At 69.5% G+C, this 25,268-nt stretch carries 26 protein-coding genes; 9 read left to right on the top strand and 17 right to left on the bottom strand.

Annotated features, from left to right (window positions below; translation table 11 throughout):
* Positions 1-21 precede the first annotated feature (21 nt).
* Genes ispG through U2P90_RS10510 form a run of 3 tightly spaced genes read right to left on the bottom strand, consistent with a single transcriptional unit; the run spans position 22 to position 2,011 of the window.
* Positions 22-1,263 carry a flavodoxin-dependent (E)-4-hydroxy-3-methylbut-2-enyl-diphosphate synthase gene (gene ispG / locus U2P90_RS10520; RefSeq protein WP_322472059.1) on the bottom strand — a complete coding sequence of 414 codons (1,242 nt, stop codon included), beginning with the start codon at positions 1,261-1,263 and terminating at the stop codon, positions 22-24.
* Complete coding sequence (locus tag U2P90_RS10515) at positions 1,260-1,391, bottom strand: hypothetical protein (RefSeq protein ID WP_322472058.1); 132 nt, start codon at positions 1,389-1,391, stop codon at positions 1,260-1,262. Before U2P90_RS10515 ends, ispG begins: the two co-directional genes overlap by 4 nt.
* A gap of 32 nt (positions 1,392-1,423) precedes the next feature.
* Entirely contained in the window at positions 1,424-2,011 is a 588-nt protein-coding gene (locus U2P90_RS10510) for a TetR/AcrR family transcriptional regulator (RefSeq protein ID WP_322472057.1), read from the bottom strand.
* A 91-nt stretch (positions 2,012-2,102) separates the two neighbouring features.
* Between U2P90_RS10510 and U2P90_RS10505 the strand changes: the two genes are divergently transcribed.
* Together U2P90_RS10505 and U2P90_RS10500 are read left to right on the top strand one after the other, a co-directional pair.
* Positions 2,103-2,411: a DUF2568 domain-containing protein gene (locus U2P90_RS10505; RefSeq protein WP_322472056.1), complete on the top strand. Its 309-nt coding sequence runs from the start codon at positions 2,103-2,105 to the stop codon at positions 2,409-2,411.
* On the top strand, positions 2,411-3,148 hold the full coding sequence (locus tag U2P90_RS10500) for an MBL fold metallo-hydrolase (RefSeq protein WP_322472055.1): 738 nt from the start codon (positions 2,411-2,413) through the stop codon (positions 3,146-3,148). The genes U2P90_RS10505 and U2P90_RS10500 overlap by 1 nt, the downstream gene beginning before the upstream one ends.
* A gap of 162 nt (positions 3,149-3,310) precedes the next feature.
* Here the strand turns inward: U2P90_RS10500 and U2P90_RS10495 are convergent, their stop codons facing one another.
* The 7 genes from U2P90_RS10495 to U2P90_RS10465 form a co-directional block, all read right to left on the bottom strand.
* Positions 3,311-4,063, bottom strand: coding sequence for an ABC transporter ATP-binding protein (locus tag U2P90_RS10495; protein ID WP_322472054.1), 753 nt, complete (start codon positions 4,061-4,063; stop codon positions 3,311-3,313).
* Between the two features lie 102 nt (positions 4,064-4,165).
* Entirely contained in the window at positions 4,166-4,948 is a 783-nt protein-coding gene (locus tag U2P90_RS10490; RefSeq protein ID WP_322472053.1) for an ABC transporter ATP-binding protein, read from the bottom strand.
* Positions 4,945-5,952, bottom strand: coding sequence for a branched-chain amino acid ABC transporter permease (locus U2P90_RS10485; protein ID WP_322472052.1), 1,008 nt, complete (start codon positions 5,950-5,952; stop codon positions 4,945-4,947). Before U2P90_RS10485 ends, U2P90_RS10490 begins: the two co-directional genes overlap by 4 nt.
* A gap of 148 nt (positions 5,953-6,100) precedes the next feature.
* Positions 6,101-6,988, bottom strand: coding sequence for a branched-chain amino acid ABC transporter permease (locus tag U2P90_RS10480; protein ID WP_295816143.1), 888 nt, complete (start codon positions 6,986-6,988; stop codon positions 6,101-6,103).
* Positions 6,989-7,070: 82 nt separating this feature from the next.
* On the bottom strand, positions 7,071-8,225 hold the full coding sequence (locus U2P90_RS10475; protein ID WP_322472051.1) for an ABC transporter substrate-binding protein: 1,155 nt from the start codon (positions 8,223-8,225) through the stop codon (positions 7,071-7,073).
* A 32-nt stretch (positions 8,226-8,257) separates the two neighbouring features.
* Positions 8,258-9,418, bottom strand: coding sequence for an ABC transporter substrate-binding protein (locus U2P90_RS10470; protein WP_295816140.1), 1,161 nt, complete (start codon positions 9,416-9,418; stop codon positions 8,258-8,260).
* A gap of 38 nt (positions 9,419-9,456) precedes the next feature.
* A complete protein-coding gene (locus tag U2P90_RS10465; protein ID WP_322472050.1) occupies positions 9,457-10,110 on the bottom strand; it encodes a GntR family transcriptional regulator in 654 nt (217 codons plus the stop codon).
* A 203-nt stretch (positions 10,111-10,313) separates the two neighbouring features.
* Here U2P90_RS10465 and U2P90_RS10460 point away from each other — a divergent pair, with 203 nt between their 5' ends.
* The gene (locus U2P90_RS10460) at positions 10,314-12,146 is read left to right on the top strand and encodes a glycoside hydrolase family 13 protein (protein ID WP_322472049.1); all 1,833 of its coding nucleotides are present in this window, start codon (positions 10,314-10,316) and stop codon (positions 12,144-12,146) included.
* A gap of 45 nt (positions 12,147-12,191) precedes the next feature.
* The gene (locus U2P90_RS10455; protein WP_322472048.1) at positions 12,192-12,572 is read left to right on the top strand and encodes an NADH-quinone oxidoreductase subunit 15; all 381 of its coding nucleotides are present in this window, start codon (positions 12,192-12,194) and stop codon (positions 12,570-12,572) included.
* Positions 12,573-12,705: 133 nt separating this feature from the next.
* On the opposite strand, the gene U2P90_RS10450 is transcribed toward U2P90_RS10455, so the two are convergent.
* From U2P90_RS10450 to ligA, 5 genes are read right to left on the bottom strand one after another with little or no spacing between them, the layout of a single operon-like run.
* Positions 12,706-13,167: a divergent PAP2 family protein gene (locus tag U2P90_RS10450; RefSeq protein ID WP_322472047.1), complete on the bottom strand. Its 462-nt coding sequence runs from the start codon at positions 13,165-13,167 to the stop codon at positions 12,706-12,708.
* Positions 13,151-14,044, bottom strand: a complete 894-nt coding sequence (gene folD, locus U2P90_RS10445; RefSeq protein WP_295816132.1) for a bifunctional methylenetetrahydrofolate dehydrogenase/methenyltetrahydrofolate cyclohydrolase FolD — start codon at positions 14,042-14,044, stop codon at positions 13,151-13,153. Before folD ends, U2P90_RS10450 begins: the two co-directional genes overlap by 17 nt.
* The gene (gene nusB / locus U2P90_RS10440; RefSeq protein ID WP_322472046.1) at positions 14,041-14,529 is read right to left on the bottom strand and encodes a transcription antitermination factor NusB; all 489 of its coding nucleotides are present in this window, start codon (positions 14,527-14,529) and stop codon (positions 14,041-14,043) included. The genes folD and nusB overlap by 4 nt, the downstream gene beginning before the upstream one ends.
* The gene (locus U2P90_RS10435; protein WP_295816127.1) at positions 14,526-14,876 is read right to left on the bottom strand and encodes an Asp23/Gls24 family envelope stress response protein; all 351 of its coding nucleotides are present in this window, start codon (positions 14,874-14,876) and stop codon (positions 14,526-14,528) included. Before U2P90_RS10435 ends, nusB begins: the two co-directional genes overlap by 4 nt.
* Before the next feature lie 51 nt (positions 14,877-14,927).
* The gene (gene ligA / locus U2P90_RS10430) at positions 14,928-17,012 is read right to left on the bottom strand and encodes an NAD-dependent DNA ligase LigA (RefSeq protein ID WP_322472045.1); all 2,085 of its coding nucleotides are present in this window, start codon (positions 17,010-17,012) and stop codon (positions 14,928-14,930) included.
* 194 nt (positions 17,013-17,206) lie between these two features.
* Between ligA and U2P90_RS10425 the strand changes: the two genes are divergently transcribed.
* Both U2P90_RS10425 and U2P90_RS10420 read left to right on the top strand, forming a co-directional pair.
* Complete coding sequence (locus U2P90_RS10425) at positions 17,207-18,304, top strand: BMP family lipoprotein (protein WP_295816123.1); 1,098 nt, start codon at positions 17,207-17,209, stop codon at positions 18,302-18,304.
* A 68-nt stretch (positions 18,305-18,372) separates the two neighbouring features.
* Positions 18,373-18,789 carry a DoxX family protein gene (locus tag U2P90_RS10420; protein ID WP_322472044.1) on the top strand — a complete coding sequence of 139 codons (417 nt, stop codon included), beginning with the start codon at positions 18,373-18,375 and terminating at the stop codon, positions 18,787-18,789.
* A 3-nt stretch (positions 18,790-18,792) separates the two neighbouring features.
* On the opposite strand, the gene U2P90_RS10415 is transcribed toward U2P90_RS10420, so the two are convergent.
* Together U2P90_RS10415 and U2P90_RS10410 are read right to left on the bottom strand one after the other, a co-directional pair.
* Positions 18,793-19,845: a protease complex subunit PrcB family protein gene (locus U2P90_RS10415; RefSeq protein WP_322472043.1), complete on the bottom strand. Its 1,053-nt coding sequence runs from the start codon at positions 19,843-19,845 to the stop codon at positions 18,793-18,795.
* 86 nt (positions 19,846-19,931) lie between these two features.
* Positions 19,932-21,605: a DNA repair protein RecN gene (locus U2P90_RS10410; RefSeq protein WP_322472042.1), complete on the bottom strand. Its 1,674-nt coding sequence runs from the start codon at positions 21,603-21,605 to the stop codon at positions 19,932-19,934.
* A gap of 230 nt (positions 21,606-21,835) precedes the next feature.
* Between U2P90_RS10410 and U2P90_RS10405 the strand changes: the two genes are divergently transcribed.
* From U2P90_RS10405 to U2P90_RS10395, 3 genes are all read left to right on the top strand, one after another.
* Positions 21,836-22,924: a hypothetical protein gene (locus U2P90_RS10405; protein ID WP_322472041.1), complete on the top strand. Its 1,089-nt coding sequence runs from the start codon at positions 21,836-21,838 to the stop codon at positions 22,922-22,924.
* Positions 22,925-23,309: 385 nt separating this feature from the next.
* On the top strand, positions 23,310-24,896 hold the full coding sequence (gene pckA / locus U2P90_RS10400; protein ID WP_322472040.1) for a phosphoenolpyruvate carboxykinase (ATP): 1,587 nt from the start codon (positions 23,310-23,312) through the stop codon (positions 24,894-24,896).
* A gap of 125 nt (positions 24,897-25,021) precedes the next feature.
* Complete coding sequence (locus tag U2P90_RS10395; RefSeq protein ID WP_322472039.1) at positions 25,022-25,264, top strand: hypothetical protein; 243 nt, start codon at positions 25,022-25,024, stop codon at positions 25,262-25,264.
* The last annotated feature ends 4 nt before the right edge of the window (positions 25,265-25,268 follow it).

Below are 25,268 nucleotides of genomic sequence, written 5' to 3'. Positions count from 1 at the left end.
GCGACATTCTGCCGTTCATGGTTAGACCAGCGTTGACGCCGGGGCCTGCGCCGCGTGCCCGTACCGCTCCTGAACATACTTCTCCATCAGCGCCTGGAAGTCCTCGGCGATCCGGGGGCCTCTGAGGGTCGTCAACAGCTTGCCATCCTGGTACACCGGGGCGCGGGGGTCTTCCCCGGTACCGGGCAGGGAAATGCCGATATTGGCGTGCTTGCTCTCGCCGGGGCCGTTCACGATGCAGCCCATCACGGCGACCTGCATGTCCTCCACACCGGGATACTTCTGCTTCCACTCGGGCATGGTGTCGCGGATAAAGTCCTGAATCTTCTGCGCCAGTTCCTGGAAGAACGAACTGGTGGTGCGGCCGCAGCCGGGGCAGGACGTGACCTGCGGGAGAAACTGACGCAGCCCCAGGCTCTGGAGCATCTGCTGGGCGACCTCGACCTCCAGCTTGCGGCTGGCACCGGGTTCGGGGGTCAGGCTCACGCGGATGGTGTCTCCGATGCCCTCGGTGAGCAGCGGAGCCAGGGCCACGGACGACGCCACGATGCCCTTCATGCCCATGCCGGCCTCGGTCAGGCCCAGGTGCAGGGGGTAGTCGCACAGTGGCGCGAGCTGCCGGTAGACCTGCCACAGCTCCGGCGCGCTGCTGACCTTCACCGAGATCAGGATCTTGTCATGCGCCAGGCCCAGTTCCTCCGCGTACGCGGCAGATTCCAGCGCCGACACGACCATCGCGTCGATCATGACGTCGGTGCCGCTCTTTGGGCTGCCGGCCGCCGCGTTCTCGTCCATCAGGCGGGCGAGCACCTGCTGGTCCAGGCTGCCCCAGTTCACGCCGATCCGCACCGGCTTGTCGTACTCCCTGGCGACCTCGATCATGGTCGCGAAGTTTGCGTCGTGGTGCTGGCCCGCCCCGACGTTGCCGGGGTTGATGCGGTACTTGGCGAGCAACCGCGCCGTCTCGGGGAACTCGCGCAGCAGGATGTGCCCGTTGTAGTGGAAGTCCCCGACGATGGGCACGCTCAGGCCGACCTCGGCCATCCGGGCGACGATCTCGGGGATGGCGGCGGCAGCCTCACGGGTGTTCACGGTGACCCGCACGATCTCGCTGCCGGCGCGGGCCAGCTGCGCGATCTGGATCGCGGTGCCCTCGGCGTCGGCGGTGTCGGTGTTGGTCATGCTCTGCACGACGATGGGGTGGGCACTGCCGATGGGCACGCCGCCCACGTCCACGGTCACGGTCTGCCGGCGGGTCGTCATCTGGAACTTCCGGCATTCCAGGACAGGCCGTGGACGGATCGGCCCGTCCTTCTACCGCTCCAGTTCCAGATGTTGTTCATCCTCGCCGTGCTCGGGTTCGCCTGCGGCTCACCGGAATTCTTCTTCATGCAGGCAGTGTACGCGGGCGGGTGCGGGACGGTCAGGAAGGTGCGTTACGGCGGCGGCCCGCCTCCTGCGCGTGGTCGAGAATGGCGTTCAGGCCCAGGGTGATGCCCCCACGTGGCCCGCTGGCTCCGTACATGCCGGCCCGCTCCAGGCTGGCGGCGCCGTGGAGCAGTGTCCACAGGGCCACGACATGGTCGGTGTCGTCCGGATCGCCGCTGAGGGCTCCCACCAGTCCCAGCAGCGTGAGCCACAGCGCCTTGCCCGCATCGGTCTTCAGGCCGGGCAGGGCTAGGGTCTCACCCGGCACGAGCAGCAGCGCGTAGGCATGCGGGTTCGTGCGCGCGTAGTGCAGGTAGGCGCCAGCTGTCGCCTGGAGCGCGTTGCGGGGCTCGTGTCCCTCGGCAGCGCGCAGGATCTCGCCCTGAAGATCGCGGGCGGCCCGCTGGGCCAGGCGGCGGAGCAGGGCGGCGCGGCTGTCGAAGTGCCGGTACAGGCTCCCGGCGCGGACGCCCAACTCCTCGGCCAGAGGTCGCATACTCAGCGCTTCCTCTCCGCCGGCCTGGAACCTCTCCCAGGCGACGTCCTCAATACGTTCGGTCGTGAGTTTGGATGGGTAGGGCATGCCGCGAACAGTGTACGTCTTGACAGATGCCCCGCCAAGACGTACGGTGTTTTCCATGAAAACGAACACCGTTCACCCACAGGAGGTTCCCATGATCAGCGCGTCCGATGTCCTCGCCTTCGCACTGGAACTCGTCGCCGTCGCGGCCCTGACCACCTGGGGGTGGCGCACCGGGGGCTGGCTGGGAGCCGGCGCGGCGCTGCTGGCCTTCGCGGTCGTGTGGGGCACCTTCCTGTCCCCCCGGGCGGCACTCCCGGTCACCGGGGCGGCGTGGCCGGTCGCCAAGTTCGCTGTCTTCGCCGTGGCGGCCGCTGCCCTGACTGTGGTGGCCGGCGCGGTGCCGGCTGCCGCGTTCCTGGGCCTGGGCCTGCTCAGCGTGATCCTGGGAGGCACCCGCTGATGCGCCCGCCGATCCGACTTGCCCAGTTCGGCCTGATCAACGCCTACCTCGTGCCCGAGGCGGACGGCATCACGCTGATCGACGCGGGGATGTCCGGCATGGAACGCCGCGTCCTGAGCACCGTGAAGCGCCTGGGCCTGCCCCTGAAGCGCGTGGCCCTGACGCATGCCCACGACGACCACATCGGCGCGATTGACGCCCTGAAGGCCGCCGTGCCGGAACTGGAACTGCTGGTCGGCGAGAACGACGCGGCGCTCCTGGCCGGACGGGGCGTGAAGACGACTCCCACCCGCGTGCTGCGCGGCGGCGACCGGGTCGGTTCGCTGACTGTGTTCGACACGCCGGGACACTCGGCCGGTCACGTCGCGTATCTCGACGGGCGTGACGGCACGCTGTACAGCGGCGACACCTTCGTCAACGTCCCGAACCTGCACGTCGCCAGCGTCCTGAACACGGTCTTCCCACTGCCCACGCTGGGCACGTACGACCTTGACCAGACCACCGTCAGCGCCCGCGCCATGCTGGACATCCCGATCCGGTTCCTCGCCACCGGCCACGGGCGTGTTGTGGAAGATCCATTACCCGCCATGCGCCGCGCCGTGGCCGACGCCGAGAGCGGCCGGGAACCCGGCGCCGTGGCACGGGCTGTGGCCCGGGCGGTGGGCCGGATGACCGGGATGGGCTCGGCGGCCGGAGTGGCGGGCAAGAACGCGGTTCTGGGCACGCCACGCGACTGAAGCGGGAGAGAACACGCGGCGGGGCGGTCAGTGCTGAACTGACCGCCCCTGTCGTTCGGGAGGCATCCACTCGGAGGGGGGCATGACCCGGGTGTGGGGGGCCACGGCACAGCGTCGTCGTAGCCTCTCTGGCGGCAGTCCCAGCCCGGCCTCCCCTGCTCCTCACACGCCCAGGTAGGCCTTGATGATGTCGGGGTCACCCATCAGGTCGGCGCTCTGTCCCTCCTTGACCAGCTTGCCGAGTTCGAGTACGTAGGTGCGGTCGGTCACCCTGAGCACCTGGCGGACGTTCTGCTCGACCAGCAGGACGGTCAGGCCCAGCTCGCGCAGGCTGCCGATCACGCGCATGACCTCGGACACGACCAGGGGGGCGAGGCCCAGGCTGGGCTCGTCCATCAGCAGCACCTCGGGCTCGCTCATCAAGGCGCGGCCGATGGCGACCATCTGCTGCTCGCCGCCGGACAAGGCCGCCGCCGGAGAAGAACGCTTCTCGGTCAGGCGCGGGAAGAAGTCGTAGACCTTCTGGAGATTCGCGGCGCGGTTCGCCTTGGTGCGCGGCAGGTACGCGCCCATCAGCAGATTTTCCTCGACCGTCATCTGCCCGAACAGCTGCCGACCCATCGGCACGTGCGCGACCTTCATCTCGGTGATGCGGTGGGGCGGCACACCGTTCAGGTTCTGGCCCCGGTACTCGGCCGCCCCGCCGCGTGCCCGCAGCATGCCCGACACCACCCGCAGGATCGTGCTCTTGCCCGAGCCGTTGCCCCCGACCAGCCCGACCAGTTCCCCCTTGTCGACGTGCAGCGACACGCCGAACACGACCTGCACCTCGCCGTACGCGACCTCCAGATCCCGCACGTCCAACACACGCTCGCCGGGGATGAAGCCGGGGCGGTGGACGGTGGTGGCGGTCATGCGCGGCCCCCAGCCATGACGGCAGGGGATGGCCGATGGAGGATGGACGCTCCCACCACGGCACTCTTCCCATCCTCCATCCTCAATCCTCCCTTCCCCAGTTCAGTCATCGTCATCCCCCAGATACGCCCGGATCACGTCCGGGTGGGCGGCCACGTCGTGCGGGTCACCCTCGGCGAGCCGTTCTCCGAAGGCCATGCAGATCACGTGATCCGACAGGCTCATGATCACGTGCATGATGTGCTCGACCATCACGATGCCCAGCCCGGACTGCGCCAGCTGGCGGATCAGGGCGACCATCTCCTGCTGGCCCGGCGGGTTCAGGCCGGCGATGCTCTCGTCGAGGAACAGTAGCCGGGGCTCCAGCGCGAGCGCCTTGGCGAGTTCCAGGCGGCGGCGGCGGGCCAGGTTCAGCTGCGACGCGGGCTGCGCGGCCCGGTCGGCCAGGCCCACGCGCTCCAGCACGTCATAGGCGTGGTTCTCGGCCGCGCGCCCACGGTACTTCAGGAACGCCGCGACCAGCACGTTCTCCAGCACGCTCAGATCTTCGAAGGGCCGCTCGACCTGGAAGGTGCGGGCCATCCCGAGTTTCGCGCGGACCTGCGGCTGGGCATGGGTGATGTCGCGGCCGTTCAGGGTCACGGTGCCCTCGCTGGCCCGGACGAAGCCGGTCAGGGCGTTGAACAGCGTCGTCTTCCCCGCTCCGTTCGGGCCGATCAGGCCCAGGATCTCGCCGGGGCGCACGGCCAGAGAGATGTCCTTGACGGCCACCACGCCGCCGAAACGCACCGTGATGTTGCGGGCTTCCAGCAGCGGAGGGCCGCCGGGCGCGTGGATGGGCTGACCGCTGAACTCGGTCACGCTGGCGATCTGCGGGCCGCTCACCGGGCCGTCCCGAGCTTGCGACCGCCGCGCTGGAACAGGCCCATCACGCCGTTGGGGGCGAACAGCGTGACCACCAGGATCAGCACGCCGTAGATCAGCAGGTTGGCACTGGCGAACACGTTGCGGAAGACCTCCCCGAACACGGCCAGCAGGATCGCGCCTATTGCTGGCCCCTGGATGGTGCCGCGCCCGCCGATGATCGCCATCAGGGCAATCTGTACGCTGATCGGCAGTTCCAGCAGCGTGTGCGGCTCGAAGGCCTGGAGGTAGATGCCGTACAGGGCCCCGCCCAGCGCGGTCAGCGCGGCGCTGATCATGAAGGCGATCACCTTCATGCGGGTGGGGTCGATGCCCAGGGCGCGGGCCCCGTCCTCGTCCTCACGCACGGCCTGCAGGGCGTAGCCCAGGCGCGAGCGGCGGATCAGGTGCGTGACGACCAGGGTCAGGATCACGAACCCGGCGGCCAGGATGTACTCGGCCTTGCGGTCGAAGAGATCCAGTCCGAAGAAACGCGGCAGATCCGGCATGAACAGGCCCTCGCTGCCGCCGGTCCATTCGGAGTTGATGGCGACCAGCCGGATCACCAGCGCCACCGCGATGGTCGACAGCGTGAAGTAGCTGCCGCGCAGCCGGAAGGTCAGCCCGCCCCACACAGCGGCGAGCAACGCGGCGATCACCATGGCGATCAACGTGCCCCACCACGGCGCGAGCGGCCCGCCCAGGAACGCGGGAACGCGCTCCGGCGTCGCCAGGATGGTCATGGTGTACGCGCCCACGCCCAGCAGCGCGGCGTGCCCCAGGCTGGTCTGTCCGGCCCAGCCGCCCAGGATGTTCCAGCTCATGGCGAGCCCAGCAAAGATCAACGTGGACACGCCGAAGTTCATCGCCTTGCCGAAGAGCAGCGGATACAGCGCGATCACGACGACCAGCGCCACGCTGAGCCACACGTTCCCGAAGGTCAGGGCGCGTGGGCGGGAGGTGGGGGGAATGGCGGCAGCGGTCATGCGCTGGCCTCAACGGCGCTGTGAGCGGTGAGCTGTGAGCTGTGAGTAACACAAGCGTATGCATGTGCCACAGCCCTTCTGTTCCTCAGAGCCCAGAGCCCAGAGCCCATAGCCGTCTGCCCTCTGCCGTCTGCTCTCTGCTCTCTGCTCATACCCGCTTCACCGTTTTCCCGAACAGCCCTTCCGGGCGCAGCAGCAGCACCAGCAGGAAGGCGATCAGCCCGTAGGCATCGCGGTAGTTGTTGCTGATGTAGAAGGCCCCCAGGGACTCGATGGTGCCCAGCACCAGCCCCCCCACGACCGCGCCCGGCAGGTTGCCCAGACCGCCCAGCACCGTGACGATGAAGGCCTTGGTCGTGTAGTTCTCCCCGACGGTGGGAAAGGCGTACAGCAGGGGCATGAGCAGCACGCCCGCGATCGCGGCGAAGGCCACACCCAGGCCAAAGACGATGGCCTGGATGCTGCCGGTCTTGACCCCCTGGAGTTCCGCGCCCAGCGGATTCTGCGCGGTGGCCCGGATGGCACGGCCCAGTTCGGTGCGGTACAGCAGGAAGTTCAGGCCGCCGATGGCGACCAGTGTGCCGGCACCAGCCACGATCAGGGGAATGCTGAGCTGCACGCCCCCGAGCTGCACGGTCTGGGTGGCGTAGGCCACGTTGATGTTCTGCGGCTGTGCCCCGAAGGTCAGCAGCAGCGTGTTCGAGATGATCAGGCCCAGCCCCAGCGTGGCGAGCATGCTGGCCTCGGTCAGGCGGTCGCCCAGGCGGGCCAGGATCACGCGCTGGATGACGTAGCCCAGCGCGAAACCCACGGGCGCGGCGACCAGCAGACTGACATACGGATCGAAGTTGAAGGCGCGGAACAGCGCCAGCGTGATGAACATGCCGATCGCCAGGAAATCGCCGTGCGCGAAGTTGATCACGCGCATGACCCCGAAGATCAGGCTCAGGCCAGTGCCGATCAGCGCGTACAGCCCGCCCGTGAGCAGGCCCTGCGCGATGGTCTGAATGAGTGCCGTGACGGCCGCTGGATCCATGTGTGCTCCTGTGGTGTGCGTGCTGCAGGTGTGGGAACCCGGACGGCCGAGCGGTGTCGGCGCCGTCCGGGCGGTGTGGTGGTTACTTGCCGAGGATCAACTTGCCGCGAGCCGCGCTGGCCGGGCCGACGGTCACGAACCTGCCGTTCTGCACCTGCGTGATCAGGCCGACCACCGAGTTCTGATTGGTATAGCCGCCGTAGGTGCGGAAGGTCACCGGCCCGAAGGCAGTCTTCAGGTTGGTCTGGGCCAGCGCGGATCGCACCTTCTCGGGATCGCTGCTGCCGGCCCGCTTCACGGCGTCCACGGCCGCGAGCATGGCGGCGTAGCTCTGCGCGGCGTGCTGGCTGGGTTCCGCGCCGTTCAGGGCGGCCTTCAGGCGGGTGTACAGGCTCTGCGCACCGGGGTAGCGCACGTCCGGGTTCCAGACCATGGTGACCAGGAAGCCCTCGGCGGCGTCGGCCGCGCCGGTCAGGAAGGCGGGCAGGGCGAAACCGGTGGCGATCCCGGCGATCACGCGTGGTTTCAGGCCGACCTCCTTAACCTGCTTGGTCAGCGCGACGGCGTCCTGCTCGTAGCTGGCAAAGATCACCACGTCGGGGTTCTGGCCTCGGTAGCGGTTCAGCAGCGGGCGGAAGTCGGTCAGACCCTGGTCGTAGGTGTCCCTGCCCAGGATCGTGTAGCCAGCAGCGGGCAGCAGTTTCGTGGCGTCGGTCAGGACGCTCTTGCCGAAGGCGTCGTTGCTGGTCAGGATCACGGCGGTCTTCAGGCCCGGCGTCTTGCGCAGCTGGTCGATCAGCGACCGGGTATACACGCTCGACTGGTTGTTCACGCGGAAGGTGTAGGCGTTGCCGGGCTTCGTGATGGTCTCGTCGACGGCAGTCGCCACGATCAGCGGCACCTTCACGCGGGCCATGTACTGCGACAGCGGTTTGGTGATGCCGCTGGCATACGCACCGATCACGACCGGCACCTTCTGGTTGACTAACTTCTCGGCGGCCGACAGGGCCTTGTTGGTGTCGCTGGCGTCGTCCTCGATCGCCAGCGCGACCTTCTGGCCGTTCACGCCGCCCCGCGCGTTGATCTCGTCGATGGCGACCCGGAAGCCCGCCTGTTGCATCTGTCCGAAGGTGGCGAAACGGCCCGACAGGCTGGTGACCGCTCCGATCTGGAGCGTGCCCTGGGCGGCGGCCGTCGTGGCGACGGCAAGGAGGACGGTGGTCAGGCAACGCTTCATCATGGGCACCTCGGGAGGGGGAGCAGCCGGGCTCAGCGCTCGAAGAGGATCTTGCGGGGCACGACGCTCTTGGGATACACGGGCACGAAGGCCCCGTTCTGCACCTGCTGCGCGACCATCACCAGAGGGTTCTGGTTGCGGAAGCCGTCATAGTCCTTGAAGGCGATCGGGCCGAAGGCGGTGTTCATGGTCACGCTGTTCAGGGCGGCCCTGACCTTCTCGCGGTCGGTGCTGCCGGCGGCCCGGAGCGCCTCGGCGGCGACCAGCACGGCGGCGTAGCCCTGCGCGGCGTGGTAGCTGGGATCAGCCCCGCCCAGCGCCTTCTTCAGGTCGATGTTCAGTTTCTGGGTGCCGGCGTAGCGCAGCTGCGGAATCCACGCGGTCGCCGTCACGACGTTCTCGGACGCGCTGCCCGAGTCCTTGATGAAGTCCGGCAGCGCGAAGCCTGCCGCGCCCCCGGCGAACAGGCGCGGCTTGACGCCGACCTCGCGGGCCTGCCGCATCACGGTGACGCTGTCGGCGGCGTAGCTGACCATCAGGACGCCGTCCGGGTTCTTGGCCTTCATGCGGTTGAGCACGGGCCGGAAGTCAGTCAGGCCCTGGTCGTAGCGCTGATCCTCGATCACCTGGATCCCGTACTGCTTCGCAAAGCCCTGCGCGGCGTCGGCCACGGACTTCTCGAAGGCCCCGGTGCCCGCGATGATCGCCATGGTCTTGAACTTGTTGTCGCGGAAGATATTCAGGATCACACGGGCGTACTCGGTGGCGGGCTGGTTCATGCGGTACGTGTAGTCGCTGCCCGGCTTGGTGATGTCGTCGCCGCTCGACGTGAACACGAGGTTCGGCACCTTCTGGCGGGCCAGATACTGCGCCTGCGCCTTGACCAGCGAGCTGGAGTACTCGTTGAGCACCAGCGGCACGCCGGCGTTGACCAGGCGCTCGGCGGCGGCCAGTCCCTTGTTCACGTCGCTCGCGTTGTCCTCGATGACCAGTTCGATCTTCTTGCCGAGCACGCCGCCCTTGCGGTTGACTTCCTCGACGCCCACCTTGAAGCCGGCGAGCTGCATCTTGCCGAATTCCGCGAAGCGCCCGGTGACGGACGTGATCGCGCCGATCTTGATGGTGGCCTGGGCAGACACGGTGCCGCTCAGGGCAAGGGTCACGAGGGCGGTCAGGGACAGGACTGTACGCATGGATGCTCCTTGGGATGTGGCGGGGCCACGGGTGGGGATCACGTGTGGTGGTGCTGGACGGCCTGGGCCACGCGCTGCAGGTGCGAGCGCATGGCCGTCTCGGCGGCGGGGCCGTCGCGCTGCCGCAGGGCGCGTTCGATGGTGCGGTGTTCCTCGTGGCTGAGCTTCAGGTGCCACGACTCGTTCAGCAGCAGCGGCCCGGCCAGGCGCATCTCACGCAGCAGCAGTTCGGAATGCCGGATCACGCGGCTGTTTCCGCAGGTCTGCACGATGATCTGGTGGAAGCGGGCGTCCAGGTCACGGAAACTCTTCGGGTCACCGATGGCGGCGGCCCCCTGGGCGTCGAGCACGCCGCGCAGCGCAGCAAGATCGGCCGAGGTCATGCGTTCGGCCGCGAGCCTTGAGGCGATACCGTCCACGCCGGCCCGCAGGTCATACAGCTCCAGCACGTCACTCAGTTCCAGGCGGGCGACCTCCACGCCCCGGCGGGTGTGTTCGACCGCCAGCCCCTCGCCGACCAGCAGCAGCACGGCCTCTCGCACCGGCGAGCGTGACACCTGGAGCTGGCGGGCGAGTTCCGGCACGCTCAGACGGGTACCGGGGGGCAGGTCGCCGGCCAGGATGGCGGCGCGCAGGCGGTCACGGACGAGATCCACGACACGGGTGCTGGCAACAGGTTGCAGCAAGGACACTCCTTCCGGGAGGGGACGAATTGTGGTGCACGGTGAGTGTTACATGTAAACGGCTTAAATGCAAATCGTTGTCGCTTGACCACGAGGGGGACGTCCGGGCAGACTGCACACACACAACACGAAGGCAACGTTTGCCCCTCGCGGCACGACCACCTGAATTCCAGGCGGCCGTGCCGCGTTCCCTTGACCTTCCCAGGAGTGCCATGACCGATTCCCCCGCTGCCACATCCATCCTGACCGCCCAGCACGACGACACGCCCGGCTATACCGATGTGCTCGGCGCACCGCAGGGCAGCACCGTGCGTGTGCGGCTGCGAACGACGCTGCCCGTCACGTCCGTCACCCTGAGATGTGTGCGGATCGGGGAGGTCGAGGGCGTGCCGGCCCGCGAGATCTCGGTACCCCACGGGGATGGGCGCTGGTTCGAGGCCGACCTGCCGGTACACGACGCCCGCGTCCGCTATGCGTGGCAGCTGAATCTGCCGGACGATCACCTGAACCTCTCGCGCCTGGGCCTGCACCACACGCGGCGCGGCTTCCGGGACTGGTTTCAGTACCTCGCGGGGTACGTGGCCCCCGAGTGGGCGTGGAACGGCGTCTTCTACCAGATCTTCCCCGACCGCTTCCGCAACGGCGACCCCGGCAATGACGTGAGAAGCGGCGAGTACGAGTACGCGGGCCGCCCGGTGCAGCACGTGCCGTGGGACTCGCCCGTGACCCGCGAGGGTGACGTCCACGCGCACTACGGCGGCGACCTCGTGGGCATCACGCAGGCGCTGCCGTACCTGACCGACCTGGGGATCACGGCGCTGTGGCTCACGCCGATCTTCACGTCGCCCAGCAACCACCGCTACGACATCACCGACTACCGCCACGTCGATCCCCACCTCGGCGGCGACGCCGCGTGGGAGGAACTGGTCACGGCGGCCGGTGAAGCAGGCATCCGCATTGTGCTGGACGGCGTGTTCAACCATATGGGGAGCGCCAACGCCCTGTTCCGGGCAGCCCTCGAGAGCGAGGATGCGCCCGAACGCTCGCTGTTCACGTGGCGCAGCGAGCCGGGCAAGCCGCCGTACCATTCGTTCTTCGACGTTCCCACCCTGCCCAAGATCGACTACCGCAACGGATTCGCCGTGCAGGAGTTCCTGGCCGGCGAGGAGAGCGTGGTGCGCCACTGGCTGCGCCGGGGTGCGGCCGGATGGCGGCTCGACGTGGCCCAGATGATCGGCGCGGGCGGCACCGACGCCGACAACCTGCTGCTGCACCGCACGCTGAAACGCGCCGCCCGCGAAGAGCGGCCCGACGCCTTCGTGTTCGGTGAGCGCTTCTTCGACCCCGAACACGCCCTGGACGGTCAGGGCGAGGACAGCGCCATGAACTACCACGGCTTCGGCCTGCCCGTCATGCAGTGGGCCGCCGGGCGCTCGCACTTCGACGCTCCCAGCCGTCTGGGCGGCTCGGAACTCGTGGACATCCTGTGGGACGCCTACCACGCGCTGCCGCCGCAGGTCGCGCTGGGCATGGTCAACCTGCTCGAATCGCACGACATCGGCCGGGCGCTGCACCGGCTGGGGAACGACCCGGCCCGCTATCTGGCCGTGTTCACCCTGCTGATCGCGTATCCCGGCGTGCCCTGCCTGTACTACGGCACCGAGATCGGCCTGAGCCAGTCCAGGCCCGGCACCATGCCGTGGTGCCGCGAGCCGATGCCGTGGGACGAGACCCGCTGGAATACGGCGCTGCGCACCAGGGTGCAAGCGCTGGTGCGGGTCAGGCGCGACACGCTGGCGCTGCAACGTGGCCACCTGACGTTCCTGCGGGTCGGCGAGGATGCGGTGGCGTTCCTGCGCGAGTACACGCACACAGACGGGCGCACGGAGCGGGCCGTGGCGGTCGCCAGTCGATCTGCCGAGTCGCATCTCGTGACCCTGAGCCTGCCCGGCGGATCGTGGCTTGACGTGCTGAGCGGCGAACCAGTCGGCACCGGGACGATCACCCTGGATGCACATGGCGGGCGGCTGCTCGTCCAGGGCTGACGTCAGCGGCACCGCTGCCCATGACGTGACGTACACTTGTGCCACATGGCACATGCAGCGGATTCGGCACTGTACAGCAACTGGGTCACGCTCCTCGGCTGGCTGGAGGCCGAGGCCCAGGCCCGTGGCCTCACCTACACGAAGGTCGCGGACTTCCCGGACTACATCTACCGCATGGAACGGCCCTACGACCTGCCCACCACGGTCATGAGCGTGTCGCTCAGCAGCGGCGGTCAGCCCCTGCTGGTGGCCGCGGTCAGCCCCCGGCACGTCGACCTGAAGGGCGTGTCCCTGCGCCTGATGGGCGGCAGCAAGCACTGGCACCTGCACGCCGGCGAATCTGGACTGCTGGAGGGCAAGCGTCCCTTCACCCGTGAACGCCTGGCCGGTGTGCTGGACGGCGCCGTGCGCGGCGTGGCCGTGTGAGGCCGGACTGAGCACCGGGGGTCTCCAGAGCACCAGCACAGGCCGCTGGCTTTACTGGTTCATCATGGGTGAGAGCTGAACTCGACCGCAGGAGGCGGCGGCCATCGCCAGGCCGCCGCCTCCTGCTGGTCGATCACGGCAACAGCCGGAAGGCGATGAAGCCCGCTCCGATGCCGATCAGGGTGCCTGCCAGCACTTCCAGATAGGTGTGGCCCAGCAGCACGCGCAGGGGCGTTGGGGCAAAGCCCTCGCGCACCACGGCCCGCAGTTCATCCACGAGTTCGTTGAGCAGGCGGGCCTGCTGGCCGCTGCTGTGGCGCACGCCCGTGGCGTCGTACATGACGATCAATGCAAACACGGCGCTCACCGCGAACAGCGGGCTGTTCATCCCCTCGGACAGGGCCACGCCGGTCGTGAGGGCCGCGACCATCGCGGAGTGGCTGCTGGGCATGCCACCCGTCTCCATGAAGGCGGTGGGGCGCCACCGCCGCTCGATCAGCAGGATGAGCAGCACCTTGAGCACCTGGGCCCCCGTCGAGGCCAACACGGCGGTCCACAGCCAGCGGTTGCCGACCAGGTCAGCGAACGAGGTCACCCGTCACTCCGCTGGTCTGGGACTGCTGCCGCCGCGCGGCCTGCACGGTATTGGCCATCAGCTGCGCCACGGTCATGGGGCCGACGCCGCCCGGCACCGGGGTCAGCGCCGACGCGACGGCGGCCACGTCCGGGTGGACATCCCCGGTCAGGTGCGCCTTGCCGTCGTCCCCGACCACACGGTTGATGCCGACGTCGATCACGACCGCGGCGGGCTTCACCATGTCCGGCGTGATCAGGTGGGCCCGCCCGACCGCCGCCACCAGAATGTCCGCCTCGCGGGTCACGGCGCCCAGGTCGCGGGTGCGGCTGTGCGCGACCGTGACGGTGGCGTCGGCGGCCAGCAGCAGTCCGGCCAGCGGGCGGCCGACGAGCTGGCTGCGGCCGACGATCACGGCCCGGCGCCCGGCGACGGGCACCCCGTAATGCTCCAGCAGGGCCATGACCCCGGCGGGCGTGCACGGGGCCAGGGTGGGCCGCCCCGACCACAGCCGCCCGATGTTCATGGGATGCAGGCCGTCCACGTCCTTGTCAGGATCGATGGCGGCCAGCACCGGCTCCTCGGCGATGTGCGGGGGCAGGGGCAGTTGCACGAGGATGCCGTGCACATCGGGGTCGGCATTCAGGCTGGCGACCAGGGCCAGCAGGTCGGCGGACGGCGTGGTCTCGGGCAGGGCGTGGACAGTCGAGCGCAGCCCGGATTCACCGGCCTTCTTCGCCTTGCCGCGCACGTAGCTGACACTGGCGGGATCGTCGCCCACCCGCACGATCACGAGATGCGGGGGCCGCTCCAGCGTGGCGGCCTGCCGGGCCGCGGCCGCGATCACGGCGGTGGCGGCGGGCGGCCCGGCCAGCACGGTGGCGGCGTTTCCGGTCATTCCTCGGCCTCGGGCGTGGTGGGCACCGTGCCCAGCGTGCGGCTCAGGCCTGCGAGCACCCCGTTCACGAAGCGGCCCGAGTCCTCGCCGCCGAACTTCCGGGCGATCCGAACGGCGCTCTCGATGACCGGCGGATGGGGTTCCGGACGGAACATCATCTCCAGGGTGGCCAGCCGCAGGATGTTCAGATCCGTCTGGGCCATCTGCTCGAAGCTCCAGCCCCGGATCGTGCGGCGCAGCGTGCCGTCGATCTCGTCCTGGTGGGTCAGCAGGCCCTCCATCAGGTCGTGCGCGAAGGCCAGGGCGTCGTCACTCAGGGGGACGAAGGTGTCGTCGCCGTCACGCATGGCCCCTTCGGCACGGGTGAAGGCGGCCCGCAGCGACTGGTCGCCGCGCTGCGCCTCGAACAGGGCGCGGAACACGAATTCCCGCGCGGCGCGGCGCGTGCCGACCGGCGCGGCGGCCCGATCACGTCGGCGGGTCAAGCGCCACTTCCCCGGGGCAGACAGATGTTCTGCACGGTGATGTTCACAGCCCGCACGTTCAGGCCGGTCATGAGTTCGATGTTCTCGCGGACGGCCGCCTGGGCCCGCTGGGCCAGCGCCACCACGTTCAGGCCGTAGTCCACGTTCAGGCCGACATCCACCGTGACGTCCTGGCCGTCCCGGGTGACCCGGAGGGCGCGGGGCCGGCGGGTGCTGGGCTGCTGGCGGAGCACCTCGCCGACCTTCAGGGTGGCAGACGCGACGGACGCACCGTCGATGCCGTCCAGGGTGGTACTGGCGATATCCAGCAGCACGTGTTTACTGATGTCTACTTCGGGTGTTGCCATGCGAGATGCCTCCGGGCGCGGTCACTGTGAACCGCGACACTGCCCCGCAGTCTAGCCGCTGGTGACCGGATCCGGCGCGTCCGCCGGAACAGACCCGCCGGCGATGACTCCACGGTCGGCCAGCAGAGCGTCCAGACCGGGCTCGTCCAGAACGGCCACCTCCAGTTCACGGGCCCGGTCGAGTTTGCTGCCGGCGTCCTCGCCGGCGATCAGGAAGGAGGTCTTGCCGGTCACGCTGCCGGTCACGCGGCCCCCGGCCTGTTCCAGCTGCGCCTTGATCGCGTCGCGCGGGCGTGACAGGGTGCCGGTGATGACGAAGTTCAGGCCGCTGAGCTGCGTGCCGCGCACCACCGCCGCCTCCTGGGGGTTCAGACCGGCCGCCCGCAGTCGGGCGATCAGGTCCCGCATGCTGGGATCGGCCAGTGCCCCCGCGACACTCTCGGCGATGACCCCGCCCAGGCCGGGCACGGCAGCGATCTGCTCGGGGGTGGCGGCCAGCAGGGCGTCGAGCGTGCCGAAGGCGTTCGCCAGCGCCTGGGCGTTGCGTTCTCCCACGTGGTTCACGCCCAGGGCGTTCACAAGGCGCCACAGCGGGCGGGTCTTGCTCGCCTCCAGCTGTCCCAGGATGTTCTGCGCCTTCTTGTCCCCGCCGCGCTCCAGGCCCGAGAGCTGCGCAGCGGTCAGGGCATACAGGCCAGCGACGTCCTGCACGAGTTGCTGCTCCAGCAGCTGCGCGATCAGCTTCTCGCCGATGCCCCGGATGTCCATCGCCCCGCGCGACACGAAATAGCGCACGCGCTCGAACTGCTGGGACGGGCACGCGGGATTCGGGCAGTAGGTGTTCGCGTCGCCCTCGGCCCGCACCGCTTCATGGCCGCACTCGGGGCAGTGGGTGGGGAAGGCGAAGGGCACGGCGCCATCCGGGCGCTTCTCCGGGATGACGCGCATGATCTGCGGGATGACGCCGCCGGATTTGCGCACCACCACCGTGTCGCCCACGCGCAGATCCATGTCGCGGATGTAGTCCTCGTTGTGCAGCGTGGCGCGGCTGACCGTGCTGCCCTCGATCAGGCGCGGCTGCAGGTGTGCCAGGGGCGCAAGTTTCCCCGTGCGGCCGACGTTGATGGTGATGGACTCCAGCACCGTCTCGACTTCCTCGACCGGGAACTTGTAGGCGATGGCCCAGCGGGGGGCCCGGCTGGTGAATCCGGCCTCCTCCTGCAACCGCAGCGGATCGAGCTTCAGGACGGTGCCGTCGGCATCGAACTCGAAGGACTGCCGGCGGGCGATCATGCGGGCGTGGTAGTCGGCGGCGGCGGCGACGCCGTGCAGCGTCTCGGTGTCGGCACTGACCGGGAACCCCTGCGCGGCCAGCCACGCCAGCACCCCCGACTGTGACGTGACCGGTACGCCGTCGCGCTTGCCCAGCATGTAGAAGATGGCCTTCAGATTGCGCGAGCGGGTGACCTCGGGATCTTTCTGCCGCAGCGCTCCGGCGGCGCCGTTGCGGGGGTTCTTCAGCAGCGGCGTGCCCAGTTCCTCGGCCTGCGCATTGAAGGCGGCGAAGTCGGCGCGGCTCATGTAGACCTCACCGCGCACCTCCAGTTCACCCGTCAGGCCGGGAAGCTGTGTGGGGATGCCGGGCACCGTCAGCACCTGCGCGGTGACGATCTCCCCCACTGCGCCGTTGCCGCGCGTGGCGGCCCACTGGAGTTCGCCGTCCACGTAGTACAGGTTCACGCTCAGCCCGTCGATCTTGAGTTCTCCCGTGAAGGTGAAGTCGTCGTACTCCACCGGCAGGTTCAGGGCACGCGCCAGCTTCTCGCGCCAGTCCGCCAGCTCATCATCGGAAAAGACGTTGTCCAGGCTGGTCATGCGGGTGGGATGGGTGATGGGCTGGAAGGCCGTGCTGGGGGCACCACCCACCGCCTGCGCGGGGCTGCCGTCCGTTCCCGCCTCGGCGGCGGCCCGCCCGACCCACTCGGGATGGGCGGCCTCCAGCGCCCGCACCTCGCGAACCAGCGCGTCGTACTCGCTGTCGGTGATCTCGGGGGCGTCCTGCTCGTGGTACGCGCGGTTGTGGCGGGCCACGTCCGCACTCAGGGCGAGGTAGGTCTCGAACGCGGGCTGATCCATGCCCTGAGCGTAGCACTGCGCCCAGTTCCGCTCCCATCAAAACGGCATCAGCTTCGGACGCTAGCGTGGCGGACGGAGTGCCCAGCAGGACTCCACCCCTACCCCATCCCATGGTTCCAATGGGTCTAGACACCTTCAAGTTTTCTTATACTCTGTGCAGGCAGACCCCACGTCCACCCTCTGGAGGAACCACCATGAAGAAGATCCTGACCCTGGCCCTCGCCATGACCGCCACCCTTGCCTCCGCCCAGACCCTGCGCGTCGGGATGGCATACGACGCCGGCGGCAAGTTCGACAAGAGCTTCAACCAGAGCGCCTACGAGGGCAGCCTGCGCGCCAGCAAGTCCCTTGGTGTCCAGCTCAAGGACTTCGAGCCCAGTGACCCCAGCCAGGTCATCCAGGGGATCCGCTCGTTCGCCAACGAGGGCTTCGACCTGACCATCGGCGTGGGCTTCGCCAACAACGCCAGCATCTCGCAGGTCGCCAAGGACAACCCGGACCTGTACTTCGGTCTGGTCGACGACGTGTCCCCCGAGAAGAACGTCGCCAGCCTGACCTTCAGCGAGGAGCAGGGCTCGTACCTGGTCGGCTACCTGGCCGCATTGAACTCCTCGACCGGTGTGGTCGGCTTCGTGGGCGGCATGGACATCCCCCTGATCCACAAGTTCGAGGCCGGATACACCGCCGGCGTGAAGGCTGCCAACCCCAGCGCCCGCGTGATCGCACAGTACGTGGGCACCACCCCCGAAGCGTGGAACAACCCCGGTAAGGCCAAGGAGATCGCCGGCTCCATGCGCACCCGTGGCGCGGACGTCATCTTCGCGGCGGCCGGCGCGAGCGGCAACGGCGTGATCGACTACGTCAAGCAGACGCAGTGCCTCAAGGCCGGCAACCTGCCGTCCGGCGTGACCTTCAAGACCAACAACTTCGCCAAGATTACCAAGAGCGCCAGCTACAAGGCCGCCTGCGCCGGCAACACCCGCCCGATGTTCTTCATCGGCGTGGACAGCAACCAGAACTACCTGGGCGACTTCGACAAGAACCCCGCCACCATGAACCACGGCCTGACCAGCATGCTCAAGCGTGTCGACAACGCCGTGTACGCTCTGATCAGCGACGTGAAGGGCAACAAGTTCAAGGGCGGCCAGCGCGTGTTCGGCCTCAAGGATGGCGGCGTGGGCTACGCCGTCGACCAGTACAACAAGGCCCTGATCACCAGCGCCCAGGTGCTCAAGGTCGAGGCCGCCAAGGCCAAGATCATCAGCGGCGCAATCAAGGTGCCCACCAAGTAAGTCCAGCGTCTGCCACGCGGCGGCCCTTCCGGGGGTCGCCGTTTTCTGTCACCCGCTACACTGGATCGGTGCCGACCCATCCGGAACTGGCGCTGGCCCTCGTGAGGATCGCCACAGGTGCCATCCTCGTCATGCACGGCTGGCAGAAGGTCTTCTCGGCTGGACTGACCGGCGTGACCCGGCAGTACGCGGCGGCCGGTCTGCCCCTGCCCCTGTTGGTGGCCCCGGTCACGGCCACGCTGGAGCTGCTGGGCGGCCTGCTGCTGCTGCTCGGGGTCGGCGCACGGGGGCTGGCGGGCGTGCTGGGCGGCGTGACCGTGCTGATCGGCGCGGCCCGCTGGGCACACGGAGCGCTGCCGGCCCCGGCGGTCGAGATCACGGTGCTGCTGGCGGCAGGCTGTGCAGCGGTGCTGGTCGGTGGGCCCGGCCGGCCCGGGGTGGACGGCCGCGCGGAACCCGGGCGCCGGAGCCGCAGCCGCCCGTGACCGTCAGCGGTCGGTTCCCCCGCCCTGCGGCAGCGGCCGACCGGTCTCGTCCACGACCCGAACCTCGGCATACGTACCGGGCACCTGGATCAGCGTCCACGGGCTGGTCAGCGCCTGGGTGGTGATCGCACCGGCTCCGGGCGACCGCACCTGCGCGATCACGGTCAGGACACCCTGGGCCACACGGGCCCCCACGACCTGCACGCCGTACCCGCCGGTCGGTTTCTGCCCCAGGAAGATGCCCACGGTCGTGGTGCCCTGCGCGGCGACCGGGGCGGGTGCGCTGGTCTGGCGGCCATAGGCCTGGGCGTACAGGGCGGCCACCTGGGAGGCGGTGGTGGCGACCTGGATGGTCGCCGAAGGAACGGCGGCGTTCGTGCCGCTGCCGAGAACGGTGTAGGTCACGCGGCCTCCGGGGGCGGATGAGGGCGCGGCGGGGGTCGCCGCCAGGGGAGCCGTGACGTACAGGCCGGTGCGCCGGTAGTCACGCGGCGTGGGCTCCACCGCCAGTGGCGCGTCGGGCAGCGAGCCCTCGGCCAGCACCGCCACATACAGCGGCCCCTGACCCAGCAGCGCGGTTCCCACGGCGTCGGCTTCGGCGTCCGTGAGGGTGCCGGCCCCGCGCAGGGTCGTGGCCGGCGCGGCGGTCACGGTGCCGCCCGTGCCGGACAGTTTCGACCACCGCGTGCCGTCGGTGGCGTAGACCGCCAGCACGGCGGGATCGCTGTCCGTGACCTGCACGCGGCCATCGGTGGCCGGCGCGGCGCGGAACGAGACCGTGGCGGGCCACGACGCGACCCGGAACGTCGCGCGGCCGTCGATGCCCAGGGTGCCGCGCACCGCGCCGGCGGGGAGCGGGCCCCCCACGCTGGCCTGCTGCCCGCCGATGGTGATGGACGAGCGGCCAGCATCGGAGGGGCCGTAGACCCACACGATATGCTCCTGCACGGCCCCGTACAGCACGGCCTCGTGAACGTCGAGGGCGCCCGGGCCAGTCGCGCGGCAGCCGGTCAGACCAGCACCGACGAGCAGCAGGGCCACGGAGATTCGCTTCATACCCGCAGCGTACCCGCTGACACTGACGGTCTCCTGAGCAGCACGTACAGGCATCTTGGCGCAGATCCGGCCGCGCCCGCCAGGAGCTATGGCGTGGACACGGAGCCGGTCGTGCCCGCCAGCAGCTCGCGGGCGTGTCGCAGCGCCGCCTCGGAGGTGTTGCCGCTCAGCATCCGGGCGATCTCGTCCAGGCGGGCCGCATCGTCCAGGCGCTCCACGGCGCTGACCGTCCGGCCGTCCTCGACCCGTTTGGACACTCGGTAGTGCTGGTCGGCACGCGCCGCGATCTGTGCGAGGTGCGTCACGACGAACACCTGACGCGTGCGCGCGAGCCGGCGCAGCTGATCGGCCACGGCGGACGCGGCGCTGCCGCCGATCCCGGCATCGACCTCGTCGAAGACGACCGCCGGCGTGTCGGCCCCCAGCACGGTGCTGATGGCGAGCATGACGCGCGACAGCTCGCCGCCGGAGGCGACGTCGGCCAGGGGCGCCAGATCCTCACCGGGGTTGGCCGTGAAATACAGGGTCACGTCGCTGATGCCGTGGGTGGTGGGTTCCGGGGTGGGTTCCACCCGGAACTCGAGCCGCGCATGCGGCATGCCCAGTTCACGGATCACGCCCACGAGCTGCGCGGCGAGCGGCCCGGCCCGCGTGACCCGGGCCCCGTCGAGCGCCCGGCCGGCGGCGAGCACCCCGGCGTGCAGACGCTCGACCTCGTGGTCCAGGGTGCCGGCATCGAGTTCGTCACGGGTCAGGGTCGCCAGTTCGTCCTGCACCTGGATGTGGAAGGCCAGCACGTCGTCCAGACCGGGCCCGTATTTGGCCCGCAGGCGGCCCAGCGCCCCCAGCCGGGCCTCGACGCGCGCCAGTTCCTCCGGATCCGGGGCGTTGCTGTCGGCGACCGAGCGCAGCTCGCCCGCCACCGCCTGGATCCCGTCCAGCGCCGTCCGGAGTTCGGTCTGGAGGGCCGCACTGACCGGGTCGTACCGGGCACCGGCATTCAGCGCACGGATCGCCTCGGACAGGTAGCCGACCGCGTTCTCGTCGGCATCGACGATCAGGTTCAGGGCCAGTGCCGCCCCCTGGGCGATGGTGTCGAGGTTCGCCAGCCGGTTCAGGTCGGTCTGGAGCGGTTCCTCCTCGCCGGCCTGGGGGGCGATCTCCGCGATCTCGTCGGCCTGGAACTGGAGCAGGTCGATCTGCCGGGCCCGTTCACGCTGGGTCGAGCGCAGGGTCTCCAGGCGCGCCCGGGCCTCCTGCCACGCCCGGTACGCGCCCACGTAGGCGTCCAGGTCGGCCGGCACCTGCTTGTCCAGCAGGGCCCGCTGGTTGGCCGGGCTGAGCAGGCTGACCGCACTGTGCTGCCAGTGGATGGTCAGGCGCTGCTGGGCCCAGTCCTGGAGTTCCCGCACCGTCACGACCTCGCCGTCCAGCCGGGCCGTGCTGCGGCCCTGGCTGTTCACCTTGCGGCTCGCGGCGTCCTCGTCCCAGAAGCCGGTGACGAGCAGGTGCTCCTCGCCCGTGCGGATCAGGTCGGTGTTCGACCGGGCGCCCAGCAGCAGGCCCAGGGCGTCCACGATGATGCTCTTGCCTGCCCCGGTCTCACCCGTGAAGACCGTGAACCCGTCCTCGAGTTCCAGGGTCAGTTCACGGATGGTCGCCAGGTTCCGGACTTCCAGCCGCCCCAGCAGCGGCCCGGCCGGGGGCGGGGGCGCGGCGGGGGCTTCGGGAACGCGGGCAGCGCGGGCCTTGCGGGTCACGTGTCCGAGTGTAATGCCTGCGCGTGCTCCTGCCGGGAACGGCGTCTCAATCCACGGCCGACCGCGTGCGGCGGCGAAGCTCGACGACTCCTCCAGGACGTGCCCGGAACCGGGATTATGAATACGTCGTTACAATGCCCCCACACTCGTACTGGCCTCCGGACAGACAATGCCGGGCAGGACCGCTGCTCGGACGCCCCTTCGGCCCGGGCCGGCGACAAGGAGACCACATGACCAACGATGCAACCGGCGGCGTCAGCAAGCGCAGCCTCATCCTGCTGGGCGGCCTCGCCGCTCTCGCCCTGAGCCGTGACACCCGCCGCGCCGTGGTGGACGCCACCGCGCAGGCGTGGCATGGAGCGGGCACCACCCTGGACGACCGCGTGAAGCCGGCACTGGCCCAGGCCGCCCTGCACGCACAGGAACTGGCGAGCGAGGCCACCCGCCGCAGCGCCGCCGGCCTGGAGACCCTGCGCGAGGAGGCTCCGGTGCGGGCCCACGCCCTGCTGGACACCGCCCGTGAGACCGCGGGGGCGCTGGCCCACGTCGCCCAGGACAACGCCTCTGGCCTGATCGGCACGGCGGGCGCGGCCACGCAGCAGACCCGCCGTCACGCCGGCAAGGCCCTGGAGTCGGCCCGCAAGACGGCCGCCGGCACCCTGGACGACGTGGTCAAGCCCGCGCTGTCGCAGGCGCAGGGGGCCGGGCTCGGCCTGCTGGCCGGCGTGCAGGAGCGTGTCCACGAGGTGCTGGGCGAAGGCGCCGACACGCTGGAGAGCCGCCGCCGGCAGGCCGAGAAGACCGTGGCCCGCGCCCGCAGGGACGCTGAGAAGTCACTGCGTTCGGCCCGCCGCGAGTGGAACCCGCAGAAGCTGGAACGCGCCGTGGATCGCAGGGTCGCCGGTCTGCAGAAGGATCTTGGCCGCGAACTGAAGGTGCTGGAAACGCAGGCCAAGCGCGCCCGCCGGGACGACCGCAGCAGCCGGCCCGGCGGCGCCCTGACCGCCGCCATCCTGCTGGGCACCGGCGCAGTCGTCCTCGCCCGCGTGCCGGTGGCCCGGCAGGGCATCCTGAGCGCCGTGGGCCGTGTCAGCCCTGAGGCCGCCGAGGCGCTGCACCAGGCAGGACGGAACGTGCGCAACATCGTGGGATCGGTGTGGATGGAACGGCTGGAGGAACCCAAAGCGCCGCCGGCCGCCGCCGCGACTGCCCAGGTCGGAACGGCCGCGGCGTCCGCCCCGGCCCAGCCGACCCAACCCACCCCGCCGGCGGGCGAACCGGGCCGGGATCCCGGCAGAAGCGACGCCAGCAAGAACTGAGTGCGGTACCAGCAGGCGGGGAGGAGTGATGGCCACTCCTCCCCGCCCGCCGTCCGCCCGGTGGGTGGGCACTCCTGTCCGGTGACCGCAGTTGCCGCACCGCCGTACGACTGTCTCTTCAGCATGGACACCATTAGTGTCATGAGTTCATGGCGAGCAGGAGGTCAAAATGCTGGGCCGGCACACTGCAGAACACGCAATCCGGCGCCGCTGCGCTACCCTAAATCCAGGGGATCTGCGCGGTGAAACGTGCGGAAACGGGCACGGTGTTCCCGGCGTTGTGACAAAAAGGGCTTGGGATGGAAGCGGTTCACTGTGGACACTGGACTCTGTACCTCTGTTCACGTTCCCGCCGGGCCATGCCCGTGATCTTCCGAGGAGTCCCATGAGCCTGACGTCCAGCACGCCACTGTCTGACCTGGGGATCGACCGCGCCACCATCCACCTGAATCCCGGCGTGGACGCCCTGTACGCCCACGCCATCCGCCGGGGAGAGGGCGTCCAGGCGGCCACCGGCCCGCTGACGGTGCGGACGGACAAGGGCGGACGAAGTCCCAAAGACCGCTTCATCGTGGAGGACGACCTGACGCGGGAAACAGTGTGGTGGGGCGGGTTCAACACCCCGATCTCGCCGGACGTGTTCGACCGCCTGCTGGCCCGCATGACCGACTACGCCGCCGGAAAGGAACTGTTTGTCCAGCAGGTGTTCGCGGGTACCGACCCGGATCACCGTGTCGCGGTGCGGATGGTCACCGAGATGGCGTACCACAGCCTGTTCATCCGGAACATGTTCGTCCGGCCCACCGCCGACGAGCTGCGCAGCTTCGAGGAAGACTGGACGGTGCTGAACATCCCGTCGTTCAAGGCCGACCCCGAGCGCGACGGCGTGCGCAGCGGCACCTTCATCCTCGTGAACTTCACGCGGAAGATGATCATCGCGGGCGGCACGCAGTACGCCGGCGAGAACAAGAAGGGCATTTTCAGCGTCCTGAACTTCCTGCTGCCGCAGTCCGGCGTCATGCCCATGCACTGTTCGGCGAATGTGGGCGACGGGGGCGACGTGGCGCTGTTCTTCGGCCTGAGCGGCACCGGCAAGACCACGCTGAGCGCCGATCCGACCCGGCAGCTGATCGGTGACGACGAGCACGGCTGGACGGAGCACGGCGTGTTCAACTTCGAGGGCGGCTGCTACGCCAAGGTCATCCACCTGAACCCGGAGGCCGAGCCCGTGATCTTCCGCACGACCCGGACGTACGGCACCGTGCTGGAGAACGTGGTGCTCGACGCCCAGGGCGTCCCGGATCTGGACGATGGCAGCCTCACCGAGAACACCCGCAGTGCGTACCCGATCGAACAGGTGCCCAACCACCGGCCCGGCGGCCAGGCGGGACATCCGAAGCACATCGTGTTCCTGACCGCCGACGCCTTCGGCGTGCTGCCGCCCATCAGCCGTCTGAGCCCCGAGCAGATGGAATATCAGTTCATCAGCGGGTTCACCGCGAAGATCCCCGGCACCGAGGAAGGCGTGACCGAGCCCAGCCCGACCTTCAGCACGTGCTTCGGTGCGCCCTTCATGCCGCGCCACCCCGGCGAGTACGCGCGGCTGCTGGCCCGCAAGGTGCGGGACAGCGGTGCCCGGGTGTGGCTGGTCAACACCGGCTGGACCGGCGGCATGTACGGTCAGGGCCACCGCATGAGCATCGCGCACACCCGCGCCCTGCTGAACGCCGCCATCAGCGGTGGGCTCGACGGCGTGGCCTTCGGGCGCGAACCCTTCTTCGGCCTGGAGATTCCCACCGAGGTACCCGGCGTGCCCGCCGAGGTGCTCAATCCGCAGCAGGCGTGGGCGGATCCCGAGGCGTACGCCCGCACCGCCCACAAGCTGGCCCGGATGTTCCGCGAGAACTTCCAGCGATTCGAAGCGGGCGTCGATCCGGCCGTGACGGCCTCCATGCCGAATCCCGACGCCTGAGCCAGAGCACGACCTGACGGAGGCGGTGGCGATCACGCCACCGCCTCCGCCCTGTTGACCCTGCGCTGACAGAGACCGGTCACCATGACTGCACCCACCCGGCACCAGCAGACATGGAGGCAACGATGACCGTCCTGAACCGCCCGGAACCCCAGCCCACCCCTGCAACCGCGCCCACACCAGCCGATCCCGACGCCGCGCGAACCCGTTCGCTGGCAGCGGTGCTGTTCGCCCTGCTCGCGGGCGTTGCTCTGGCGAATGTCGCGGTGGCCTCCGGACTGCTGCTGCTGGCCGCCGCCGTGACCGTCACCCTTGCGCCGGCCCCGATCATGGATCAGGGGGCCGACAGAACGCGGCCCCCCGGCTGACCGT

It is taken from the genome of Deinococcus sp. AB2017081 (assembly GCF_034440735.1).
Taxonomy (GTDB): domain Bacteria; phylum Deinococcota; class Deinococci; order Deinococcales; family Deinococcaceae; genus Deinococcus; species Deinococcus rufus.
Note: the sequence above shows the minus strand (reverse complement) of the source record. Positions and strands in the feature narration are given on the sequence as shown.